Annotated in this window: 15 protein-coding genes; 2 read left to right on the top strand and 13 right to left on the bottom strand. The window is 71.8% G+C overall.

Annotation, left to right across the window (positions count from 1 at the left end):
* Positions 1 to 18: 18 nt before the first annotated feature.
* The 12 genes from P3L51_RS05485 to P3L51_RS05430 all read right to left on the bottom strand — a co-directional run bounded on the left by P3L51_RS05485 (position 19) and on the right by P3L51_RS05430 (position 13,182).
* The gene (locus P3L51_RS05485; protein WP_354603891.1) at positions 19 to 702 is read right to left on the bottom strand and encodes a GntR family transcriptional regulator; all 684 of its coding nucleotides are present in this window, start codon (positions 700 to 702) and stop codon (positions 19 to 21) included.
* A gap of 72 nt (positions 703 to 774) precedes the next feature.
* Positions 775 to 1,428 carry an alpha-ketoglutarate-dependent dioxygenase AlkB gene (locus P3L51_RS05480; protein WP_354603890.1) on the bottom strand — a complete coding sequence of 218 codons (654 nt, stop codon included), beginning with the start codon at positions 1,426 to 1,428 and terminating at the stop codon, positions 775 to 777.
* A gap of 73 nt (positions 1,429 to 1,501) precedes the next feature.
* Positions 1,502 to 2,455, bottom strand: coding sequence for an ADP-ribosylglycohydrolase family protein (locus tag P3L51_RS05475; RefSeq protein WP_354603889.1), 954 nt, complete (start codon positions 2,453 to 2,455; stop codon positions 1,502 to 1,504).
* Between the two features lie 73 nt (positions 2,456 to 2,528).
* Positions 2,529 to 3,470, bottom strand: a complete 942-nt coding sequence (locus P3L51_RS05470) for an esterase/lipase family protein (protein ID WP_354603888.1) — start codon at positions 3,468 to 3,470, stop codon at positions 2,529 to 2,531.
* 326 nt (positions 3,471 to 3,796) lie between these two features.
* Positions 3,797 to 5,119 carry an acyl-CoA dehydrogenase family protein gene (locus P3L51_RS05465; RefSeq protein WP_354603887.1) on the bottom strand — a complete coding sequence of 441 codons (1,323 nt, stop codon included), beginning with the start codon at positions 5,117 to 5,119 and terminating at the stop codon, positions 3,797 to 3,799.
* Between the two features lie 142 nt (positions 5,120 to 5,261).
* Complete coding sequence (locus P3L51_RS05460; RefSeq protein ID WP_354603886.1) at positions 5,262 to 5,720, bottom strand: RrF2 family transcriptional regulator; 459 nt, start codon at positions 5,718 to 5,720, stop codon at positions 5,262 to 5,264.
* 65 nt (positions 5,721 to 5,785) lie between these two features.
* On the bottom strand, positions 5,786 to 7,144 hold the full coding sequence (locus tag P3L51_RS05455; protein WP_354603885.1) for an LLM class flavin-dependent oxidoreductase: 1,359 nt from the start codon (positions 7,142 to 7,144) through the stop codon (positions 5,786 to 5,788).
* Between the two features lie 113 nt (positions 7,145 to 7,257).
* Complete coding sequence (locus P3L51_RS05450; RefSeq protein ID WP_435594379.1) at positions 7,258 to 7,761, bottom strand: flavin reductase family protein; 504 nt, start codon at positions 7,759 to 7,761, stop codon at positions 7,258 to 7,260.
* A gap of 308 nt (positions 7,762 to 8,069) precedes the next feature.
* Positions 8,070 to 9,296 (bottom strand): ROK family transcriptional regulator, encoded by a 1,227-nt coding sequence (locus P3L51_RS05445; protein WP_354603883.1) that lies wholly within the window; start codon positions 9,294 to 9,296, stop codon positions 8,070 to 8,072.
* A 385-nt stretch (positions 9,297 to 9,681) separates the two neighbouring features.
* Positions 9,682 to 11,217 carry an SDR family oxidoreductase gene (locus P3L51_RS05440; protein ID WP_354603882.1) on the bottom strand — a complete coding sequence of 512 codons (1,536 nt, stop codon included), beginning with the start codon at positions 11,215 to 11,217 and terminating at the stop codon, positions 9,682 to 9,684.
* A 171-nt stretch (positions 11,218 to 11,388) separates the two neighbouring features.
* Positions 11,389 to 12,003, bottom strand: a complete 615-nt coding sequence (locus P3L51_RS05435) for a hypothetical protein (protein ID WP_354603881.1) — start codon at positions 12,001 to 12,003, stop codon at positions 11,389 to 11,391.
* Positions 12,004 to 12,027: 24 nt separating this feature from the next.
* Positions 12,028 to 13,182, bottom strand: a complete 1,155-nt coding sequence (locus tag P3L51_RS05430) for a DUF475 domain-containing protein (RefSeq protein WP_354603880.1) — start codon at positions 13,180 to 13,182, stop codon at positions 12,028 to 12,030.
* A gap of 179 nt (positions 13,183 to 13,361) precedes the next feature.
* Between P3L51_RS05430 and P3L51_RS05425 the strand changes: the two genes are divergently transcribed.
* Entirely contained in the window at positions 13,362 to 14,258 is an 897-nt protein-coding gene (locus tag P3L51_RS05425) for a SigB/SigF/SigG family RNA polymerase sigma factor (protein WP_354603879.1), read from the top strand.
* 120 nt (positions 14,259 to 14,378) lie between these two features.
* Here the strand turns inward: P3L51_RS05425 and P3L51_RS05420 are convergent, their stop codons facing one another.
* Entirely contained in the window at positions 14,379 to 15,569 is a 1,191-nt protein-coding gene (locus P3L51_RS05420) for a PP2C family protein-serine/threonine phosphatase (RefSeq protein ID WP_354603878.1), read from the bottom strand.
* A 104-nt stretch (positions 15,570 to 15,673) separates the two neighbouring features.
* Between P3L51_RS05420 and P3L51_RS05415 the strand changes: the two genes are divergently transcribed.
* The gene (locus tag P3L51_RS05415; protein WP_354603877.1) at positions 15,674 to 16,189 is read left to right on the top strand and encodes a MarR family winged helix-turn-helix transcriptional regulator; all 516 of its coding nucleotides are present in this window, start codon (positions 15,674 to 15,676) and stop codon (positions 16,187 to 16,189) included.
* The last annotated feature ends 61 nt before the right edge of the window (positions 16,190 to 16,250 follow it).

Here is a 16,250-nt window from a genome sequence, read left to right as displayed (position 1 = left end):
TGTGTATAAGAGACAGGGTCAGGCCTCGTGCGGGTCGTCGTCGGAGGGCAGGGCGTCCAGCAGCGGGGCGAGCGTCTCCCAGTTGGCGCGCGTCGCCGCCGCGGCTCCGTCCATGTCACCGGCGGCGCACAGCTCGACGATCCGGTCGTGCTGGGCGACCGAGCCCCGGCCACTCAGCGAGGAGAAGCGCAGCCGCTCGACGCGGCGCAGCACCGGTGTGAACTGTTCGAGCACGGCACTCAGGGCCTGGTTCGCGCTCGCGGTGACGGCGACGCCGTGGAACGCGTCGTCGGCGGCCAGCGCCGCGTCGACGTCGTTCCTGGCCAGGGCGGAGGCGAAGCGGGTGTTGGCGTCGCGCATGGCGTCTAGTTCGGCCGTGGACAGGTTGGGCAGGGCTTCCCGTACGGCCAGTTCGTGCATGGCGGCGGTGACGGACTGCGCGCCCCGGGCGGCCCGGAGGTCCAGCGGGCTGACGATCGTGTAGCGGCCGGGCTTGGTCCGTACGAGACCGGTCTGCTCCAGACGCGCCAGCGCCTCCCGGATGGGGGTGCGGCTGATGCCCAGCCACTCCACGAGATCGTTGTCGTTGAGCCGCTCCCCCGGCGTGAGTGTGCCGTCGACGATCGCGTCCCTGAGGGCCCTGTAGGCGTTCTCCCGGAGGAGCGATCTGGAGACGAGCCCTCGGCTCTGGGGTACCGGCATGCAATATATTGCACATCGCCGACGTCGAGACGTCAAGGAGGGACCTGTTGTTCGTGAAGCGACTCCTGGCGGTCAGCTCACGCCGCGTGGCCGGAACTGGACGCTGATGCGCGCGCCCACCGCTCGCGTCGTCTTGGGGATCGCGTGCTCCCAGGTGCGCTGACAGGAGCCGCCCATCACGATGAGGTCGCCGTGCCCGAGGGGCCGGCGGACGACGGAGCCGTGACGGTGGCGGGGCCGTAGCATCAGATCGCGCGGGGCGCCGACGGACAGGATCGCGACCATGGTGTCCTCGTGGGAGCCCCGGCCCGTCCGGTCGCCGTGCCAGGCGACGCCGTCATGGCCGTCGCGGTAGAAGCAGAGTCCGGCGGTCGCGAACGGCTCGCCCAGTTCGTCGGCGTAGTACGCGCTCAGCGCGTCGCGCGCCTCGTCCAGGACCGGGTGCGGCAGCCCCTCCCGCGCACCGTCGCCCCGCTCGCCCCGCTCTCCGTAGAAGGCGAGCAGCCGTGGCACCGCCACCTCCCGCTCGTACATCCGCCGCCGCTCGGCGCGCCACGGCACGCGGGAGGCCAGCTCCTCGTACAGCACGTCGGCCCCGCCGAGCCAGCCGGGAAGCAGATCGATCCACGCCCCGTCGCCGAGGACGGTCCGCCGGACGTCCGTGAGCGGACCGAGCCGGATCTCGTCGGTCTGGTCGAAGAGTGAACCCTGCGCGTGCACTGCCATACGTCCAGCATAACCACACATTCGAACGCACGAACGATTTCCGCTCCGTCGGACACCCGGGTGAGGACGGTCCCTAGCTCAGCCCCTCCCGCCGGTCCAGCCACTCGCGCGGCACGCCCTCCACACCCGTACGCGCGCCCACGATGCCGCCCGTGATGGCGCACGTCGTGTCGACGTCGCCGAAGGCCTCGGCCGTCGACCACAGCGCGTCCATCAGGTCGTCGGGGTGCCTGGCCGCCGTCCAGACGGCGAACGGGACGGTGTCGTCGGCCCGGATGCGCTGTCCGTTGCCGAGGATGTCGGACGCCTTCCACGGCTCGGTGTCGAAGGGCACGTCCACCGCCCGCGCGAGACCGTCCCGTACCGGCCCCGGCGGGGTCGCCTCCGTGACCGCCGCGATCGTCAGCTCACCACGGGCCGAGAGCGCCGCGGCGACCGCGACGGCCACGGCGCCCGCGATGCCCTGCGGATGGGCGTGGGTCACCTCGGCCGACAACGTGGCCTGTTCCACGACGCGTTCGAGGTCGTCCGCGAACCGGGCGCCGAGGGGCGCGACGCGCATCGCCGCCCCGTTGCCGAGGCTGCCGCCCTCGAAGAGGGTGGGTGCGAGGGTCCGCCAACTCGCCGGTTCGGCGAGGAGTTGGGGCAGCAGGAGGTGCATGCCGTGCCCGTAGCCGCGCCCCTGGTCCGCGTCGAAGGTGAGCGCGAAGCAGAGGGCGAGGCGGTCCTGATCGATGAAGCCGCCCTGATCGAGCACCCGTTCGACGGCGAGGGCCATCGCCGTGTCGTCGGTCCAGTGCCACTCGGGCTCCCGCGGCGTGACGCGGGCTTTGATCTCCGCGTACGCCCGCGACCGGTCACGGAAGAGAGGGAACCACCGCTCGCCGAAGGCGTCGCCGAGCGCGAGCGCTTCGAGACTCCGGCGAGCCGCCTCGCGGCCGGACGAGGGCGGGGAGGCAGGGGAGATCGGCGAGGGCGTGACGGGAGTCGTACGGGGCCGGTCCGGAGGTCGCGTCGGTGGCGTCATACGCCCCATGCTGCCGCGCGCGGCCTCCGGCCGTACATCGCTTTTGCCGACCGCTCCGGGCCGGTGACCGCGCTCAGCTGAGGCAGCTCGCCGTGCGGGCGTTCGCCGGGTCGAGGGCGTTGAGTACGAGGCGGTACATGACCGTGCTGTAGGCGATGCCCAGATGCGCGCTCATGTCGATCGGGCACGCGTCCTGGAGGGTCAGATTGTCCACCGGGGCGTCGGGGCCCGCCGCGAGGTACTGCTGGCGGTAGGGGGTGACCACCTCGTCGGTGCGCGTGACGACGGTCGTGTAGCGGACGCCGGGCATGGTGTCACCGTCGGCGTCCAGCCGGGCGTTGACGTCGGATCCGACGGTCTGGTCCTTCGCCGCCTCCCCGGCCATCCGTGCCGTGGCGTCCAGCACCCGCAACGACTTGGCGAGGGACGCCATGCCCGACACGGTCGTCCCGTGGTTGCTCGGCGCGATCCCCACCAGCCGGTGGGTCTTCGCCGCTCCCCCGTCGAACTTCAGATACCAGCGCGGCAGCAGCCCGCCGCCCTGGGAGTGCCCGACCAGGTCGGCCTGCAGCGCGCCCGTGGCGTCCAGCACCCTGTCGACGAAGGCGGCCACCTCCTTGGAGGACTCGGGGATATGGCCCCTGGCCTTGAAGACATCGCCTTCGGGTGCGCCGTAGTTGAGGGCGTAGACGCAGTAGCCGGCCTGCTTCAGTACGGGCGACAGCCCCGCCCAGTTGGCGTAGGCGTTCGCCCAGGTGCCGTGGATCAGCACGACGGGGCGCGGGTGCGCGGCGCTGGGCACGCAGGCCCAGTCGTCGGCGCCGGGCGGCGGCATCTCGGGGTCGGTCCGCGACCGGGTGAACGCCGCGGAGAACTTCGCCAGACCGGCGTTGGGGGCCACCGCCTCGCGGACGGGGCCTTCCGGCACGGAAGAGGACGAGGACGAGGGCGCCGCCGCCGCGACGGCGATCAGCGCGGATCCGACGAGCGCCGCGGCGACATGACTGAGCTTCAACGGGTCTCCTACGCGTGAGGCCCCCGGCCGCCCACGCGCGTGGTCCCGGCTTCGGGGCTCGGGGTGCGACGCCGGAGGAGGGGGCGTCCTTCGATGACGCTCGCCATCCGATCCCATACCGCTTCCCGCCGGCCGGATTGCCCCATCGGTGGGCGCGGGGGCGCGGCGCGGTGGGCGCGGCGCGACCGAGGCCCGCGACGGCCGGGCGCGGATGCCGCTGACGGTCCCGGAGGACGAACTCACCCGGTCGCCGGGCCGGTTGGTGGCGGCGCCGGAGGCTTCCCCGACCGGTCGGCCCGCCCCGGCCGGCCGGAGTCCGGAGCCGGTCAGGAGCGGGCGGTGAACGGCGGGTGTGTGCCGTTGAGGTAGTGGTCGCCGATGTCGCGGAGCCGGTGGGTGGGTGAGCTCTGCGCGGTCAGCGCGCGGGCGTTGCGCCAGAACCGGTCGAGGGCCGCGCTGCCGTCGGGCGACGTCGCGGCTTCGGTGAGTTCGAGGATGCGCGTGGTGATGTCGACCGCGGACCTGCTCGTGACGGCCTCGGCCGCGGCGACCAGGACGGCGATCTCGGCGCGCTCGTCCATCCCGATGTCCCGCCCGGTGAACAGCCCTTGCTCCAGGGCGTCCGTCGCGCGTTCCACGACAGCGGCGGCGGTGAACGCGGCGGTGGCCAACTCCCCGTACGCGAGCAGGAGATACGGGTCGCCGCTCGGCCGCACCGCGTAGGTGCTGGCGTCCGGCGCCTCGGAGCGCGGCGCGGGCTGCACCGCCCGGCTGACGTCGCGGGCCTCGGCGAGCGCGCCTTCGGCGATGCCCAGGGCGACATGGCTGAGGACGAGCCGCAGCGCGAGCGGCGCGAGCGCGGTGAACGCGGAGACGGCGTGCTCGTCGCGTGGCAGCACGCCGAGGATGTGGTCGGCGCCCACGGGCACGTTGTCGAAATCGGCGCTGCCGGCGCCGGTGAGCCGCTGGCCGAGGCGGTCGTTGTCGGCGCCGGCCAGGACACCGGGGTGGGCCGGGTTCACGAGTGCGATCAGCAGCTCGCCGGTCCGCGTGGAGGTCGCGCCGACGACGAGCCGGTCGGCGACGGTGACACCGGCGGCGAAGGTCCGCCGGCCGTTGAGCAGATAGCCCGATTCGGCCGGCGAGAGGGTGAGGCCGGGGCCGGCCTCCGGGTCCGGGAGGTCGGTGCTGCCACCGAGGAGCCAGCCGTGGACGACGGCGGGTGGTTCGTGACCGGCGGCCGGGTCGTCCGGCGCGCCGAAGAAGCGGCCGCTCCACGACAGCACGTAGTGCCGGGCGATGAGTTCGCCGATGGAGCCGTCGGCGGCCGCGATCTCGCGGATCACGGCGGCGGCGGTGCGCCAGTCGGCGCCCGCGTGACTCCCGTGGGCGGCGTGACCGTTCTGGTCGAGGAGGCCCGGGCCCGTGTGGGCGCGGCCGAGAAGCGCGGGTGGTGTCAGGAGCGCGGGCAGACCGGCTTCGCGCAGCCGTGCCACCTCGTCGTACGGCGGCTTGCCGGCCCTGTCGCGGGCGATCGCGTCGGCGGCGAGATCGTCGGCCACCTCGCGCGTGACGCGCGGCCACATCGCGTCGTCGGCCACGGGGGGCTTGCGCGGGGCGGCGGTGCGGACCACGGGTTTCGTCGGCACGGTGCCGGCCACCTCCAACATCCCTAGTTTTCCCACTGGATTAGTAGGAATACTGGCACGGAGTCTCCGCCGCCCCAAGTGCGTGTTCATATGGTGGACTCGCGTTCCGGTCGGCGAAACGGAACGGTGGCCGGTTCCCCTGTCAGGGGTTCGTCCAGGCCTCGGGGTCGGCCGCGAGCGCGGACACGTCGTCCGGCAGCCCCGCCGACGCCACATCGGCCAGGGTCACCACATCCAGGATCTGGCGGACATTGGCCCTCAGCGCGATCCACAGCGGCAGCAGCGACTCGGCGGGGCCGGAGTAGGACAGCTCGGGCGGACGGACCCCGCGCACCGAGACGAGAGGTCCGTCCACCGCGCGGATGACATCGGCGATGCTGATGGCGTCCGCGGGCCTGGCCAGCCGGTATCCGCCGTTGCCACCGCGCCGGCTCACCACGAGCCCGCCCCGGCGCATGTCGTTGAGGATGCCTTCGAGGAACTTGTGCGGGATGTCCTGGGCGGCGGCGATCGCCTCCGCCTTCAGCGGGGCCTCGTCGCTGGACGTCGCGAGTTCCAGCGCGGCACGTACCGCATAGTCCGCTCTGGCTGAAATGCGCATGCGCGCAGTATCGCGTACGACTCCGCTCCGGGCCCCGCCTGTCCGCTTCGCCGTACGGACCGCAGTCAGCCGCCGACAACGGCGCTCTGCGCCGTGTCGAACAGCCGGTTGGCGGGGCGCGGCAGTCCGTAGTGCTCACGCAGCGTGGTGCCGGTGTACTCGGTACGGAAGAGGCCACGCTCCTGGAGGATCGGCACGACCTGGTCGACGAAGACCTCCAGTCCGGAGGGGAGCAGCGCCGGCATGATGTTGAAGCCGTCGGCCGCGCCGCTGTCGTACCAGTGCTCGATGGTGTCGGCGACCTGCTCGGCGGTGCCGGCGAAGGTGCGGTGCCCGCGGCCCCCGCCGAGCCTGCCGATGAGCTGACGTACCGTCAGGCGCTCGCGCCTGCCCAGCTCCACGACCAGTGTGAAGCGGCTCTTCGCGCCTTCGATCTCGTCCTCGGTGGGGATGTCGTCTGGCAACTCCTCGTCCAGCGACAGTCGTTCCTCGGGGACGCCGATGAGATGGGCCAGCTGACGTCGGCCGTATTCGGGGACGATGTGCCGGTCCAGTTCCGCGTCCAGCGCCAGCGCCTCGGCCTCCGTGGCGCCGATGACCGGCACGATCCCCGGCAGGATCTTGATGCCGTCCGGGTCGCGCCCGAAGGTCACCGCGCGCCGCTTGACGTCCTTGTAGAAGGCGACGCCCTCCTCCAGGGTCTGCTGCGCGGTGAACACCGCCTCCGCGTAGCGCGCGGCGAAGTCCTTGCCGTCCTCGCTGGATCCGGCCTGGACGAGGAGGGGGTGGCCCTGCGGGGAGCGCCGTACGTTCAGGGGGCCGTCGACCCGGAAGTGTGGGCCGCGGTGGTCGATCCGGCGGACGCGTTCGGCGCGCGCGTAGACTCCGCCCTCCTTGTCGTTCACCACCGCGTCGTCGGCCCAGCTGTCCCACAACTTGGTTGCCACGTCCAGGAATTCGGCCGCCCGCAGATAGCGCTCGCGATGGAGCGGGGTGTCGTCCAGACCGAAGTTGCGGGCGGCGTCGGCGCCCGCCGTGGTGACGATGTTCCAGCCGGCTCGACCGCCCGAGACATGGTCGACGGAGGCGAACCGGCGGGCGAGGTTGTACGGCTCGTTGTAACTGGTGGACGCGGTGGCGATCAGGCCGATCCTGCTGGTGACGCCGGCCAGGGCGGTCAGCAGCACGGTGGGTTCCAGGATGCTGGAGGGCCGCCGCCCCGGGTCGCCGTGCAGGACGGGGCCGTCGGCGAGGAAGAGGGAGTCGAGTCTGCCGCGCTCGGCGATGCGGGCCAGGTTCTTGTAGTGCTCGACGTCCGTTCCGTCGGTGGGACTCTGCGGGAGTCGCCAGGCGGCCTCGTGATGGCCGACGGTCATCAGGAAGGCGTTGAGGTGCAGGTGCTTGCGGTCCGGGTCGCGTGACATGGGTCTTCTTCTCCTGGGGGGGGCGGGTCTACGGCTGTGGCCTACGGCTACGGCCGCGCGGCGGTGGCTGCGGAGTACGGCTGCGGAGTACGGCTACGGGCGCGGGTTACGGCTCACAGCGCGAGGTAGCGGCCGTCGTGGAAGAGCAGCGGGCGCCGGCTGTCGTCGTGCTCGGTGTCCTCCACGCGGCCCACGACGATCCGGTGGTCACCGGCGGGGACGATCCGCTGGATGCTCAGCCGCAGCCAGCCGGCCACGCCGTCGAGCACGGGCTCCCCCTCCGGCAGACGGTGCCAGGCCGTCGGCGCGGCGAACCTGTCGACGCCGCTGGTCGCGAACGTCCTTGCCAGCGGCTCCTGTTCGGCGCCGATGAAGTTGACGACGGCCGAGGACGCGCGCTCGATCGTCGGCCAGGACGATCCGGTGAGGGCGATGCCGAACGAGACGAGCGGCGGGGAGAGGGACAGGGACGTCAGCGAAGTGGCGGTGAATCCGACCGGGCCGTGGCCGGCGTCGGCGGTGACCACGACCACTCCCGCCGGATATCGGCGGAACACATTCTTGAAGCGCTCAGGGGCGATGCCCGCAGCGAGATGCGACGACACGGTGACAGTCAACGTCTCCCCCAGGAAGAGAGGTGGAAGCAGCGGAAAAGGGCAAGCGGCGGCCACACACGAGGCTGCGGGGCCGGGCGATTCGGGGCGCGACGAGCGGGCCGGACGCGATTCGCCGGGTGAATTCAGTGGTGAATTCGATGGTGGACCGAGGCGCGAGGAGAATTCAGGCGCGACAACAGAGGCAGGGCACGTACCGCGGAATCCGCTGCCGAATGGTCATGAATTCATTGTCCTGTGCGTCCCCGGACCCGGTCAACATTGCAACTCTCTGAATTAACTCCGGTCGATCCCGCTTCACGGCTCACGGCTCACGACACGGCCGTCAGCGCGGGCCAGGGACCGAGCGGGTCGGCGTAGAGGGCGCCCAGCGCCACCGCGGCGCCCGCCGTGGACAGCACGCTCCCGGTGAAACTGCTTGCCACGACGGCCTGTTCGGGGTCGTCGCAGACGAGTGAGCGCTCCGCCACCTCCGTCCGCAGATCGGCCAGGCAGTGCGGAAGCAGCCCCGTGCCGGGCTCGACCACCACCAGTACCTCGGGGTCGAACATGTCCAGCAGCAGGGCCACGGCCCGGCCGACGAGCCTGGCCCTGCGGCGGAACAGCTCCAGCGCCCGGGTCTCTCCCGCCAGCGCGCGTTCCAGCAGGGCGGGAAACGACGTGACGGGCAGGCCCTGTTCGGCCGCGAGCCGCACCATGGCCGGTTCGGAGACCTCCGATTCGAGGCTGCCGTCGCCGCCGACCGGCAGACGGGCGATGCTGCCCGCTCCGTGCCGGGGTCCGAGGTGCACCTCTCCGGCGGTCGCGAACGCGGCGTCCACCACGGCGCCGACGAACAGCAGTACGGCGCTCCCCCGCGTCGACGCCTCGCCGAACAACTGCTCGGCCCGCGCCAACGCCCGTGCGTGGCTGTCCACATGGACCGGCAGCCCGGTCGCGTCGGCGAGATGGTCGCGTACGGCCACGTTCCGCCAGCCCAGTTGGGGATGGAGCACGATCAACCCGGCGCCCGGGTCCACCCGGTGGCCGGTGGCCACGCCGAGGGCCAGCACGGAGCGGCCGTCCGCGTGGGAGGAGACGAGCCGGGGCAGCCGCCCGGCGAGTCCGTCGAGTACCTGACGGGGGTGCGGGCGGGGGCCTCGATGCGGCTGCCGGTCCTCGGCGACGATCCGGCCGCGCAGATCCATCAGGGACAGCGTCGAGTTGGTGACGGCGATGTGCGCGCCCGCCACCAGGTAGCGGCCGGTGTCGATGTCCAGGGGGACGTGCGGCCGGCCGAGCCCGCGCGGCCCGGTGGTCTCCGGGCTCTCCCGGATCAGCCCCCGGGCCAGCAGCTGCGCGCTGTGGCCGGTGACGGACGCCGGCGACAGTCCGGTCAGGCGCGCGACGGTGCTGCGGGCGACCGGGCCGTGGTCGAGGACGGCGTTGAGCACCGTCTTCGTGCCCGGGGCACGGCGCGGCGGTACGGTGACGGCCGGGATGTCGGCGCGGCGTACGTGGGTGGGTCGGCGACGGACGGGCACCGGCGGTTTCTTCACGGGTGTCTTCCAGATCCTGGATGGCGGCGGTGGTGACCTCCGGGACACTTCCCGTCGGGGGTCGGCCCACCGCGTGGGCGCTGTGACGTCAGCCCTGGTGACACGCCGCGGAGCACACGCGCTTGAGGTCGATATGACCTCTCGTCGTCAGGTGCGCGGATCGCTGCATGCCCGGCAACGTAACCGCGGCGGCCGAACGGGGTCAATCACCGGCCGCATCCTGGACGTACCCGCCCATGGCCCTCCGATGGGGTCCGGACCGGGGGCTCCGGTCCGGACCGCACCGTGCCGGTTACTTGAGATAGGGTCCGGCGGTTCCGATCATGCCCGGGGCCGCGTTCTCGCCGCCGAGGTCGAGGACGCGGCGGTTGGGGGGTTCGACGGGCTACGTGTGGGCGGTGGGCGCCGCCGCGTCCTTGCTCGCCGCCTTCGCGATGTTGCGCGCCATCCCGCCGAAGACGACGGCGTGGAACGGCGCGACGCTCCACCAGTACGCGTGCCCCAGCAGCCCGCGCGGATGGAACACGGCGCGCTGCCGGTAGCGGGTGCGGCCCTGCTCGTCCCGCTCGACGCGCATCTCCAGCCAGGCCAGACCCGGCAGCCGCATCTCGGCGCGCAGCCGCAGCAGCCGGCCCGGTTCGATCTCCTCGACACGCCAGAAGTCCAGCGAGTCGCCGACCCGCAGCCGGGCGGCGTCCCGGCGCCCCCGGCGCAGTCCGACGCCGCCGACGAGCCGGTCCAGCCAGCCCCGTACGGCCCAGGCCAGTGGGAAGGAGTACCAGCCGTTGTCGCCGCCGATCCCCTCGACGACCCGCCACAGCGCCTCGGGGCCGACGTCGACGGTCAGTTCGCGGCGGTCGGTGTAGAGGCTGCCGCCCGCCCAGTCGGGGTCCGTCGGCAGCGGGTCGCTCGGCGCGCCCGGGACGGAGGCGGAGGACCAGCGGGTGGTGACCCGGGCGTCCTGGATCCGTTGGAGAGCCAGCCTCAGCGCGTCCTCGAAGCCGATGGGCCGGCCGGGCCCGTCGGGGACGTACCGCGCGATGTCGTGCTCGTGGCACACGACCTCGTGGCGCAGGGACTCGGCGAGCGGCCGGGCGATCGAGCGCGGTACGGGGGTGACCAGGCCGATCCAGTGGCTGGACAGGGTCGGTGTGAGGACGGGCACGGGCACGATCAGCCGGTGCCGCAGCCCGGCGACGGAGGCGTACGTGTGCATCATGTCCAGATAGGTCAGGACGTCGGGGCCGCCGATGTCGAAGGCGCGGCTGACGTCGGCGGGCATCCGCGCGCCGCCGACGAGACAGCGCAGGACGTCGCGTACGGCGATCGGCTGGATCCGGCTCCGTACCCAGCTCGGTGTGACCATCACCGGGAGGCGCTCGGTGAGGTAGCGCAGCATCTCGAAGGACGCCGAACCGGACCCGATGATGATGGCGGCGCGCAGCACGGTGGTGGGGACGCGCGAGTCGAGCAGGATGTGCCCGACCTCGGCGCGGGAGCGCAGATGGGGCGAGAGATCCCGCTCGGGTACGCCTGCCGGGGTGAGGCCGCCGAGATAGACGATGCGCCGGACGCCCGCCGCGTAGGCCTGTTCGGCGAAGATCCGGGCGGCGTCGGCGTCGGTCCGCTCGAAGCCGGAACCGGTGCCGAGCGAGTGGACCAGGTAGTAGGCGACGTCGATGCCCCGCATGGCGGCGCCGACCGACTCGGCGTCGGTGACGTCGCCGCGTACGACTTCGGCCCGGCCCGCCCACACGTGGTCGCGCAGCTTCTCGGGCGTACGCGCGAGACAGCGCACCCGGTATCCGGCGTCCAGCAGTTCCGGTACGAGCCGACCGCCGATGTAGCCGGTGGCGCCGGTCACCAGGCAGCGCGGGGCGGGCGCTCCGTCCTCGACGGCCGCCGCGTCACCGTTCGTCATGAAGCCCTCCGTCGCCCGTGTGCGGTGCCTCCACCCTCCCCCGCCACGAGGACTTCCGCCCGATCGGCCGCGTCGGATGCGCGGGAGCGGCGCGGGCTCATCGGGTCCGTCCGGCGATCGAGGACGAACCGGTCGACGGACGGACCCGGTGAGTCTTCCCGGCCCCCCGTTCTAGAGCGGGAGGAACGCCGCCGCCGTGGCCGCGCCCAGTGCGGCGCCCGCCGCCGTCTGGGCGAGGGAGTGGTAGCCGAGCCGTACCCGGGACCAGCACACGGCGACGACCAGTCCGTACGCCGCGAGCCACCGCGAATCGTGGACGGCGGCGAGCATCGCGACGACCGCGGACGCCACGGCGGAGTCGACGCTTATCTTCCAGACGGTGTTGACCGCCAGCAGGACGATTGTCATCGCCCACAGGGCGGTCATCGCGACCAGGATGCCCGTGGGTGCCCGTCCGGCGACCATGACGAGCGCGCCGACGCCTGTCGAGCCGAGGATCACCAGGAAGATCGGTGCCCGCTGCGTCCGGTTCACGACATGCCGGTCGCCCCATCTGCCGCGCCCGCGCTCCCACTCGATGTACGCGGCGGGCACCAGCCCGGCGCACAGCGCGCCCAACAGCCCCCAGGGGATGCCGGTCCAGTCCCCGGCCGCCGCGGCGCCGATGCCGATCATTCCGGCGAGCAGGACGTTGCGGGGCTGGAGCACGTCGGTGACGCGGCGGGCGGTCTCCGTACCGCGGCGGGCGGTTCCGGTGGTCACGTACTCCGTCTCCGTCTCCGTCACGTGCTCCTCACGGTCACGTACTCCTCAGGCCATGTCCGACGCGCGTGCCCGGCCCGCCGCGATCCGACGGTTGCGCAGGACCGACGACCAGAAGGACAAGCCGATCAGGACGACGCCGATGAGGCCGGTGATGATCTCGCTGATCTGGTACTGGATGGTGATGAGCAGGATCACGGCGAGCGCGCCGATCGCGTAGTGCGCGCCGTGCTCCAGATAGACGTAGTCGTCCAGTGTCCCCTGGCGGACCAGGTACACGGTGAGCGACCTGACGTACATCGCGCCGATACCGAGGCCGAGTGCCATCAGCACGATGTCGTTGGTGATGGCGAACGCGCCGATCACGCCGTCGAAGGAGAAGGACGCGTCGATGACTTCGAGGTAGAGGAACATGAAGAAGGCGGCCTTGCCGGTGATGGCGGCCAGCGTGGGGCCGGCCTTGCCGCTCCGGGCGGACGCGCCCCCCGTCCCCGGCTCGCCCGGTGTGATGACCTCCGCGTCGGCCTGTGCGTCCGCCTCGTCGGCCAGTCTCTTCTCGAAGAAGCTGGAGAGCCCGCCGACGATCAGATAGGTGACGAGTCCGGCGAGTCCGGAGGTGAGGACCGTCTGCGCCTTGTCGGCGTGCGCGCCGCCGTGCTGGTGGGCGTGGGTCGCGACCGTCATGGAGGCGATCAGCAGGACGATCAGCGAGAGGCAGACGGACAGCATCTCGACCTGTCCGAGCTTGGCGAGCGGGCGTTCGATCCAGCCCAGCCACTTGATCTCGCGGTCCTCGAAGATGAAGTTGAGGAAGATCATCAGCAGGAACATGCCGCCGAAGGCGGCGATCGACGGGTGGGCGTCGGTGACCAGTTGCTGGTACCGGTCCTTGTCGTTGACCGCCAGCTCCACCGCCTTGACGGGGCTGAGCTTGGCGGTGACCGCGACGATGACGACGGGAAACGCGAGTCTCATGCCGAACACGGCGATGAGGACACCGATCGTGAGGAAGATCTTCTGCCAGAAGGCACTCATCTTCTTCAGGATCCCGGCGTTGATCACCGCGTTGTCGAAGGACAGCGAGACCTCCAGCACGGTCAGGATCGCGACGACCCCGAGTGCGGTCCATCCGTCGTAGAACACCGCCACCGCGAGGCCGAGCACGGTGAACCCGAATGCCCAGCCGAATGTCTTGAGTACCACGACTCACCAGCCTTCCGCGGACATGCTAGGCGATCTTCGGTCACGCATCCCGGCAGCAGGACCACCCGCGGGGCAACACTTGCCAGATGGCAACTATTAGGCCACGGTAGGACCGGACGGGTCCTCAGGCCGTGGCATCACAGCAGAGTGCCTACACCAGCAAAGGCGATGACGTGACGATGAGTACGCATTCCCCCGCCGCTTCGGCCCCTCCGGGCATCGGAGCGGCCACCACTCGTACGGACTCGCCGTCCGGCGAGCTTCCCTGGATCGAGGACACGGGGAAGGTCTCCCCCCAGGACGCGCGGAAGCTGTCGAAGCTCTTCTTCGACCGGCTCCAGGTCCTCGAAGAAGGCACCCACGAGTACCAGTACGCCCGCAACACACTGATCGAGATGAACCAGTCCCTGGTCAGATTCGCGGCGCGGCGCTTCCGCAACCTCGGCAGCGGCGACCTGGAGGACATCCTCCAGGTCGGCACGATCGGTCTGATCAAGGCCATCGACCGGTTCGACCTGTCCCGCGAGGTTGAGTTCAGCTCCTTCGCCGTGCCGTACATCCACGGGGAGATCAAGCGGTTCTTCCGGGACACCACCTGGGCCGTCCATGTGCCGCGCAGGCTCCAGGAGTTGCGTACGGACCTGGCCAAGGCCCAGGACGCGCTGACCGACACGCTCGGCCGCACACCCACCGTGGGCGAACTGGCCGGGTATCTGGAGCTGACCGAGGCCGAGGTCATCGACGGGCGGGTCGCCTCCAACGGCTACACCGCCGGCTCGCTCGACCTGCCGAGCGACGGCGGGGACGACGGACCGGGCGGCTCCGGGGGCCGTGTCTTCGCCGACACGCTCGGGGCGTGCGATCCGGCCATGGAACTCGTCGAGAACTTCCACGCGCTGGCTCCCCTGCTGGAGGGGCTCGACGAACGTGACCGCGGGATCGTCGAGATGCGCTTCGGGCGTGAGATGACACAGTCCGAGATCGGCGCCGAGCTGGGTGTGTCGCAGATGCATGTGTCGCGGCTGCTCTCCCGCATCCTGACCACCTTGCGTACGGGGATGCTCACCGAGGAGTGAGCCGCGGCCGCACCTGAACGAACCGCGGACCTGAACAACGGGGGTGCGGGCGCCGGTCGGGCGCCCGCACCCCCGTTCAGCTCCGCGCGGGTCCGGCTCTCCGCGCGGGTCCGGCTCCGTTCAGCTCTGCGCCGGCCGCTCGGCGTCCGCCCTGCCCGCCCAGTCGAGGCAGAGCACGAGCGCGTCGTCCGTGGTCTCCGCCTTGCGGTACTCGGCTAGCGCGCGAAGCAGCGCGCGCGGCGCCGCCGCCGCCGGAAGCAGACTGGTGGAGTTGATCGCGCGGGCCAGCGCCCGCTCGCCGTACACCTCACCGTCCGGTGAGAGGGCGTCGTAGACACCGTCGCTCACCATGAGCAGCCGGTCGCCCGGCAGCAGGTGGAATTCCTGGGCCTCGTAGTGGGACTCCTCGAACATGCCGAGTGGAAGCTGCGCTTCGAGGGGGAGGCGTTCGACCGTCCGGCCGCGCCGGCGCCACAGTTGCGGGGAGCCCGCGTCCACGACCTCCACACGGCCGGTCGCCAGCTCGAAACGCATCAGAAGGGTCGACACGTGCGACGCGCCCCGGTGCTGCTCGTAGAGCGCCTGGTCGGCGAGGGCCGCCTGGCCCGCGATGTCGAGGCCCGAACGGCGCGCGTTGCGCAGGGCGTTGACGGCGAGATTGCTGAGCAGGGACGCCTGGATGCCTTCGCCCATGCCGTTGGTGACGGCGACGGTCAGCTCCTCCGCGTCGGCCGCCCAGTCGAAGTTGTCCCCGTAGATGGCGTAGGCGGGTTCCAGCTGGGCTCCGATGGAGAACTCCTCGGCGGAGCAGGCGCGGGCGGGGAGCAGCTGCCACTGCATCTCGGCGGCGAGCGTGAGCCGGCTGATCCGGCGGGCCCGCTGGTAGGCGTCGGTGTCCCGCTCGGCGACCAGGATCTCGTGCCCCAGCAGATCGGCGACGTGCGTCAGTTCGTCCACGGCCTCCGGAGTGGACCGGTCGCCGGGCAGCCGCACCGAGAGGATGCCGGTCCGTTCGCCGCGGACGGTCACCGGCAGGTGGTGGTCCACGGCGTCGCCGTGTCTGACCTGCTGCTCGCGCGGCTCCTGGCTGCCGAACGCCCGCCCCTCCGCGCTGTTGTACAGGGAGAGCGGCTGTTCCTTGCCCGGCAGCGGGTCGTACGGGGTGAGGACCGTGGCTCCGTAGTCGGCGAGGAACAGTTGCACGCGCGTCGCGCCGTGCGAGGCGGCGAGCGCGTCGCGGACCCTGTCCACGAGCGCGTGCGGCGCGGCTGCCCGCACCGATCTTCCGAGTACGTCGTCGCGTTGCGTCACGGTCTCTCAAACAATCTTGATAGGGGGACGGGGGTGGCCTCGCGGGCGGCCTCGGAGGTGGGGCAGAACTGACAGAGGTCACCGTCGGGTGACACAGTGGACGGATGTCCCCCCTCACCGGTCAGCCGCGTCCGCGCGAAAAGATGTCCGAGGCCGCTCGTGCCGCCTCGGAGCTGCTCGAGGTGTTGTGGGGGCGCGGACAGGAGGCGGCGCCGTCCGGAACGGTGTCGCCCTCGCAGCTCAGAGCCCTGCTCGTGCTGGAGAAGTACGACGGGACGAACCTGCGCTCGCTCGGCAGGGCACTCGGCTCCCGTCCCCCGTCCGTCAGCCGGCTGTGCGACCGGATGGAGGCCCTGGGCCTGGTGGAGCGGCGACCCAGCACGACCAGCCGCCGTGAGGTGGAGCTCCGGCTGAGCCCGCGCGGACGCAAGGTGCTGGACGAGCACCGGGCGATCCGGGCGCGGGAGGTCAGCGCCGTACTGGACGGCATGGACGCCTCGGCCGTGGCCGCGCTCACGCAGGGGCTGACCGCCTTCCACGCGGCGGCGTCCGCCCGGCTCGACGCGGCGGCGCAGGCGCGCCCCACGGACGACCGGGGCGCCGCGGCGGACAGCGCCTGACGTCATCGCGCCCCATTTCCGCGTGCGAGTGGTGGATGGTGCGGGGTTCGGAGTGCGGGCC

The sequence above is a fragment of the Streptomyces panacea genome, assembly GCF_040560175.1.
GTDB classification, from domain to species: Bacteria; Actinomycetota; Actinomycetes; order Streptomycetales; family Streptomycetaceae; genus Streptomyces; species Streptomyces panacea.
This window is presented reverse-complemented; position numbering and strand designations above follow the sequence as displayed.

What these genes read in the sequence shown, in the direction of transcription:
- P3L51_RS05485 (WP_354603891.1), bottom strand. Translation starts at nt 702, where the DNA reads ATGCCGGTACCCCAGAGCCGAGGGCTCGTCTCCAGATCGCTCCTCCGG.
- P3L51_RS05480 (WP_354603890.1), bottom strand. Translation starts at nt 1,428, where the DNA reads ATGGCAGTGCACGCGCAGGGTTCACTCTTCGACCAGACCGACGAGATC.
- P3L51_RS05475 (WP_354603889.1), bottom strand. Translation starts at nt 2,455, where the DNA reads ATGACGCCACCGACGCGACCTCCGGACCGGCCCCGTACGACTCCCGTC.
- P3L51_RS05460 (WP_354603886.1), bottom strand. Translation starts at nt 5,720, where the DNA reads ATGCGCATTTCAGCCAGAGCGGACTATGCGGTACGTGCCGCGCTGGAA.
- P3L51_RS05455 (WP_354603885.1), bottom strand. Translation starts at nt 7,144, where the DNA reads ATGTCACGCGACCCGGACCGCAAGCACCTGCACCTCAACGCCTTCCTG.
- P3L51_RS05440 (WP_354603882.1), bottom strand. Translation starts at nt 11,217, where the DNA reads ATGACGAACGGTGACGCGGCGGCCGTCGAGGACGGAGCGCCCGCCCCG.
- P3L51_RS05425 (WP_354603879.1), top strand. Translation starts at nt 13,362, where the DNA reads ATGAGTACGCATTCCCCCGCCGCTTCGGCCCCTCCGGGCATCGGAGCG.
- P3L51_RS05415 (WP_354603877.1), top strand. Translation starts at nt 15,674, where the DNA reads ATGTCCCCCCTCACCGGTCAGCCGCGTCCGCGCGAAAAGATGTCCGAG.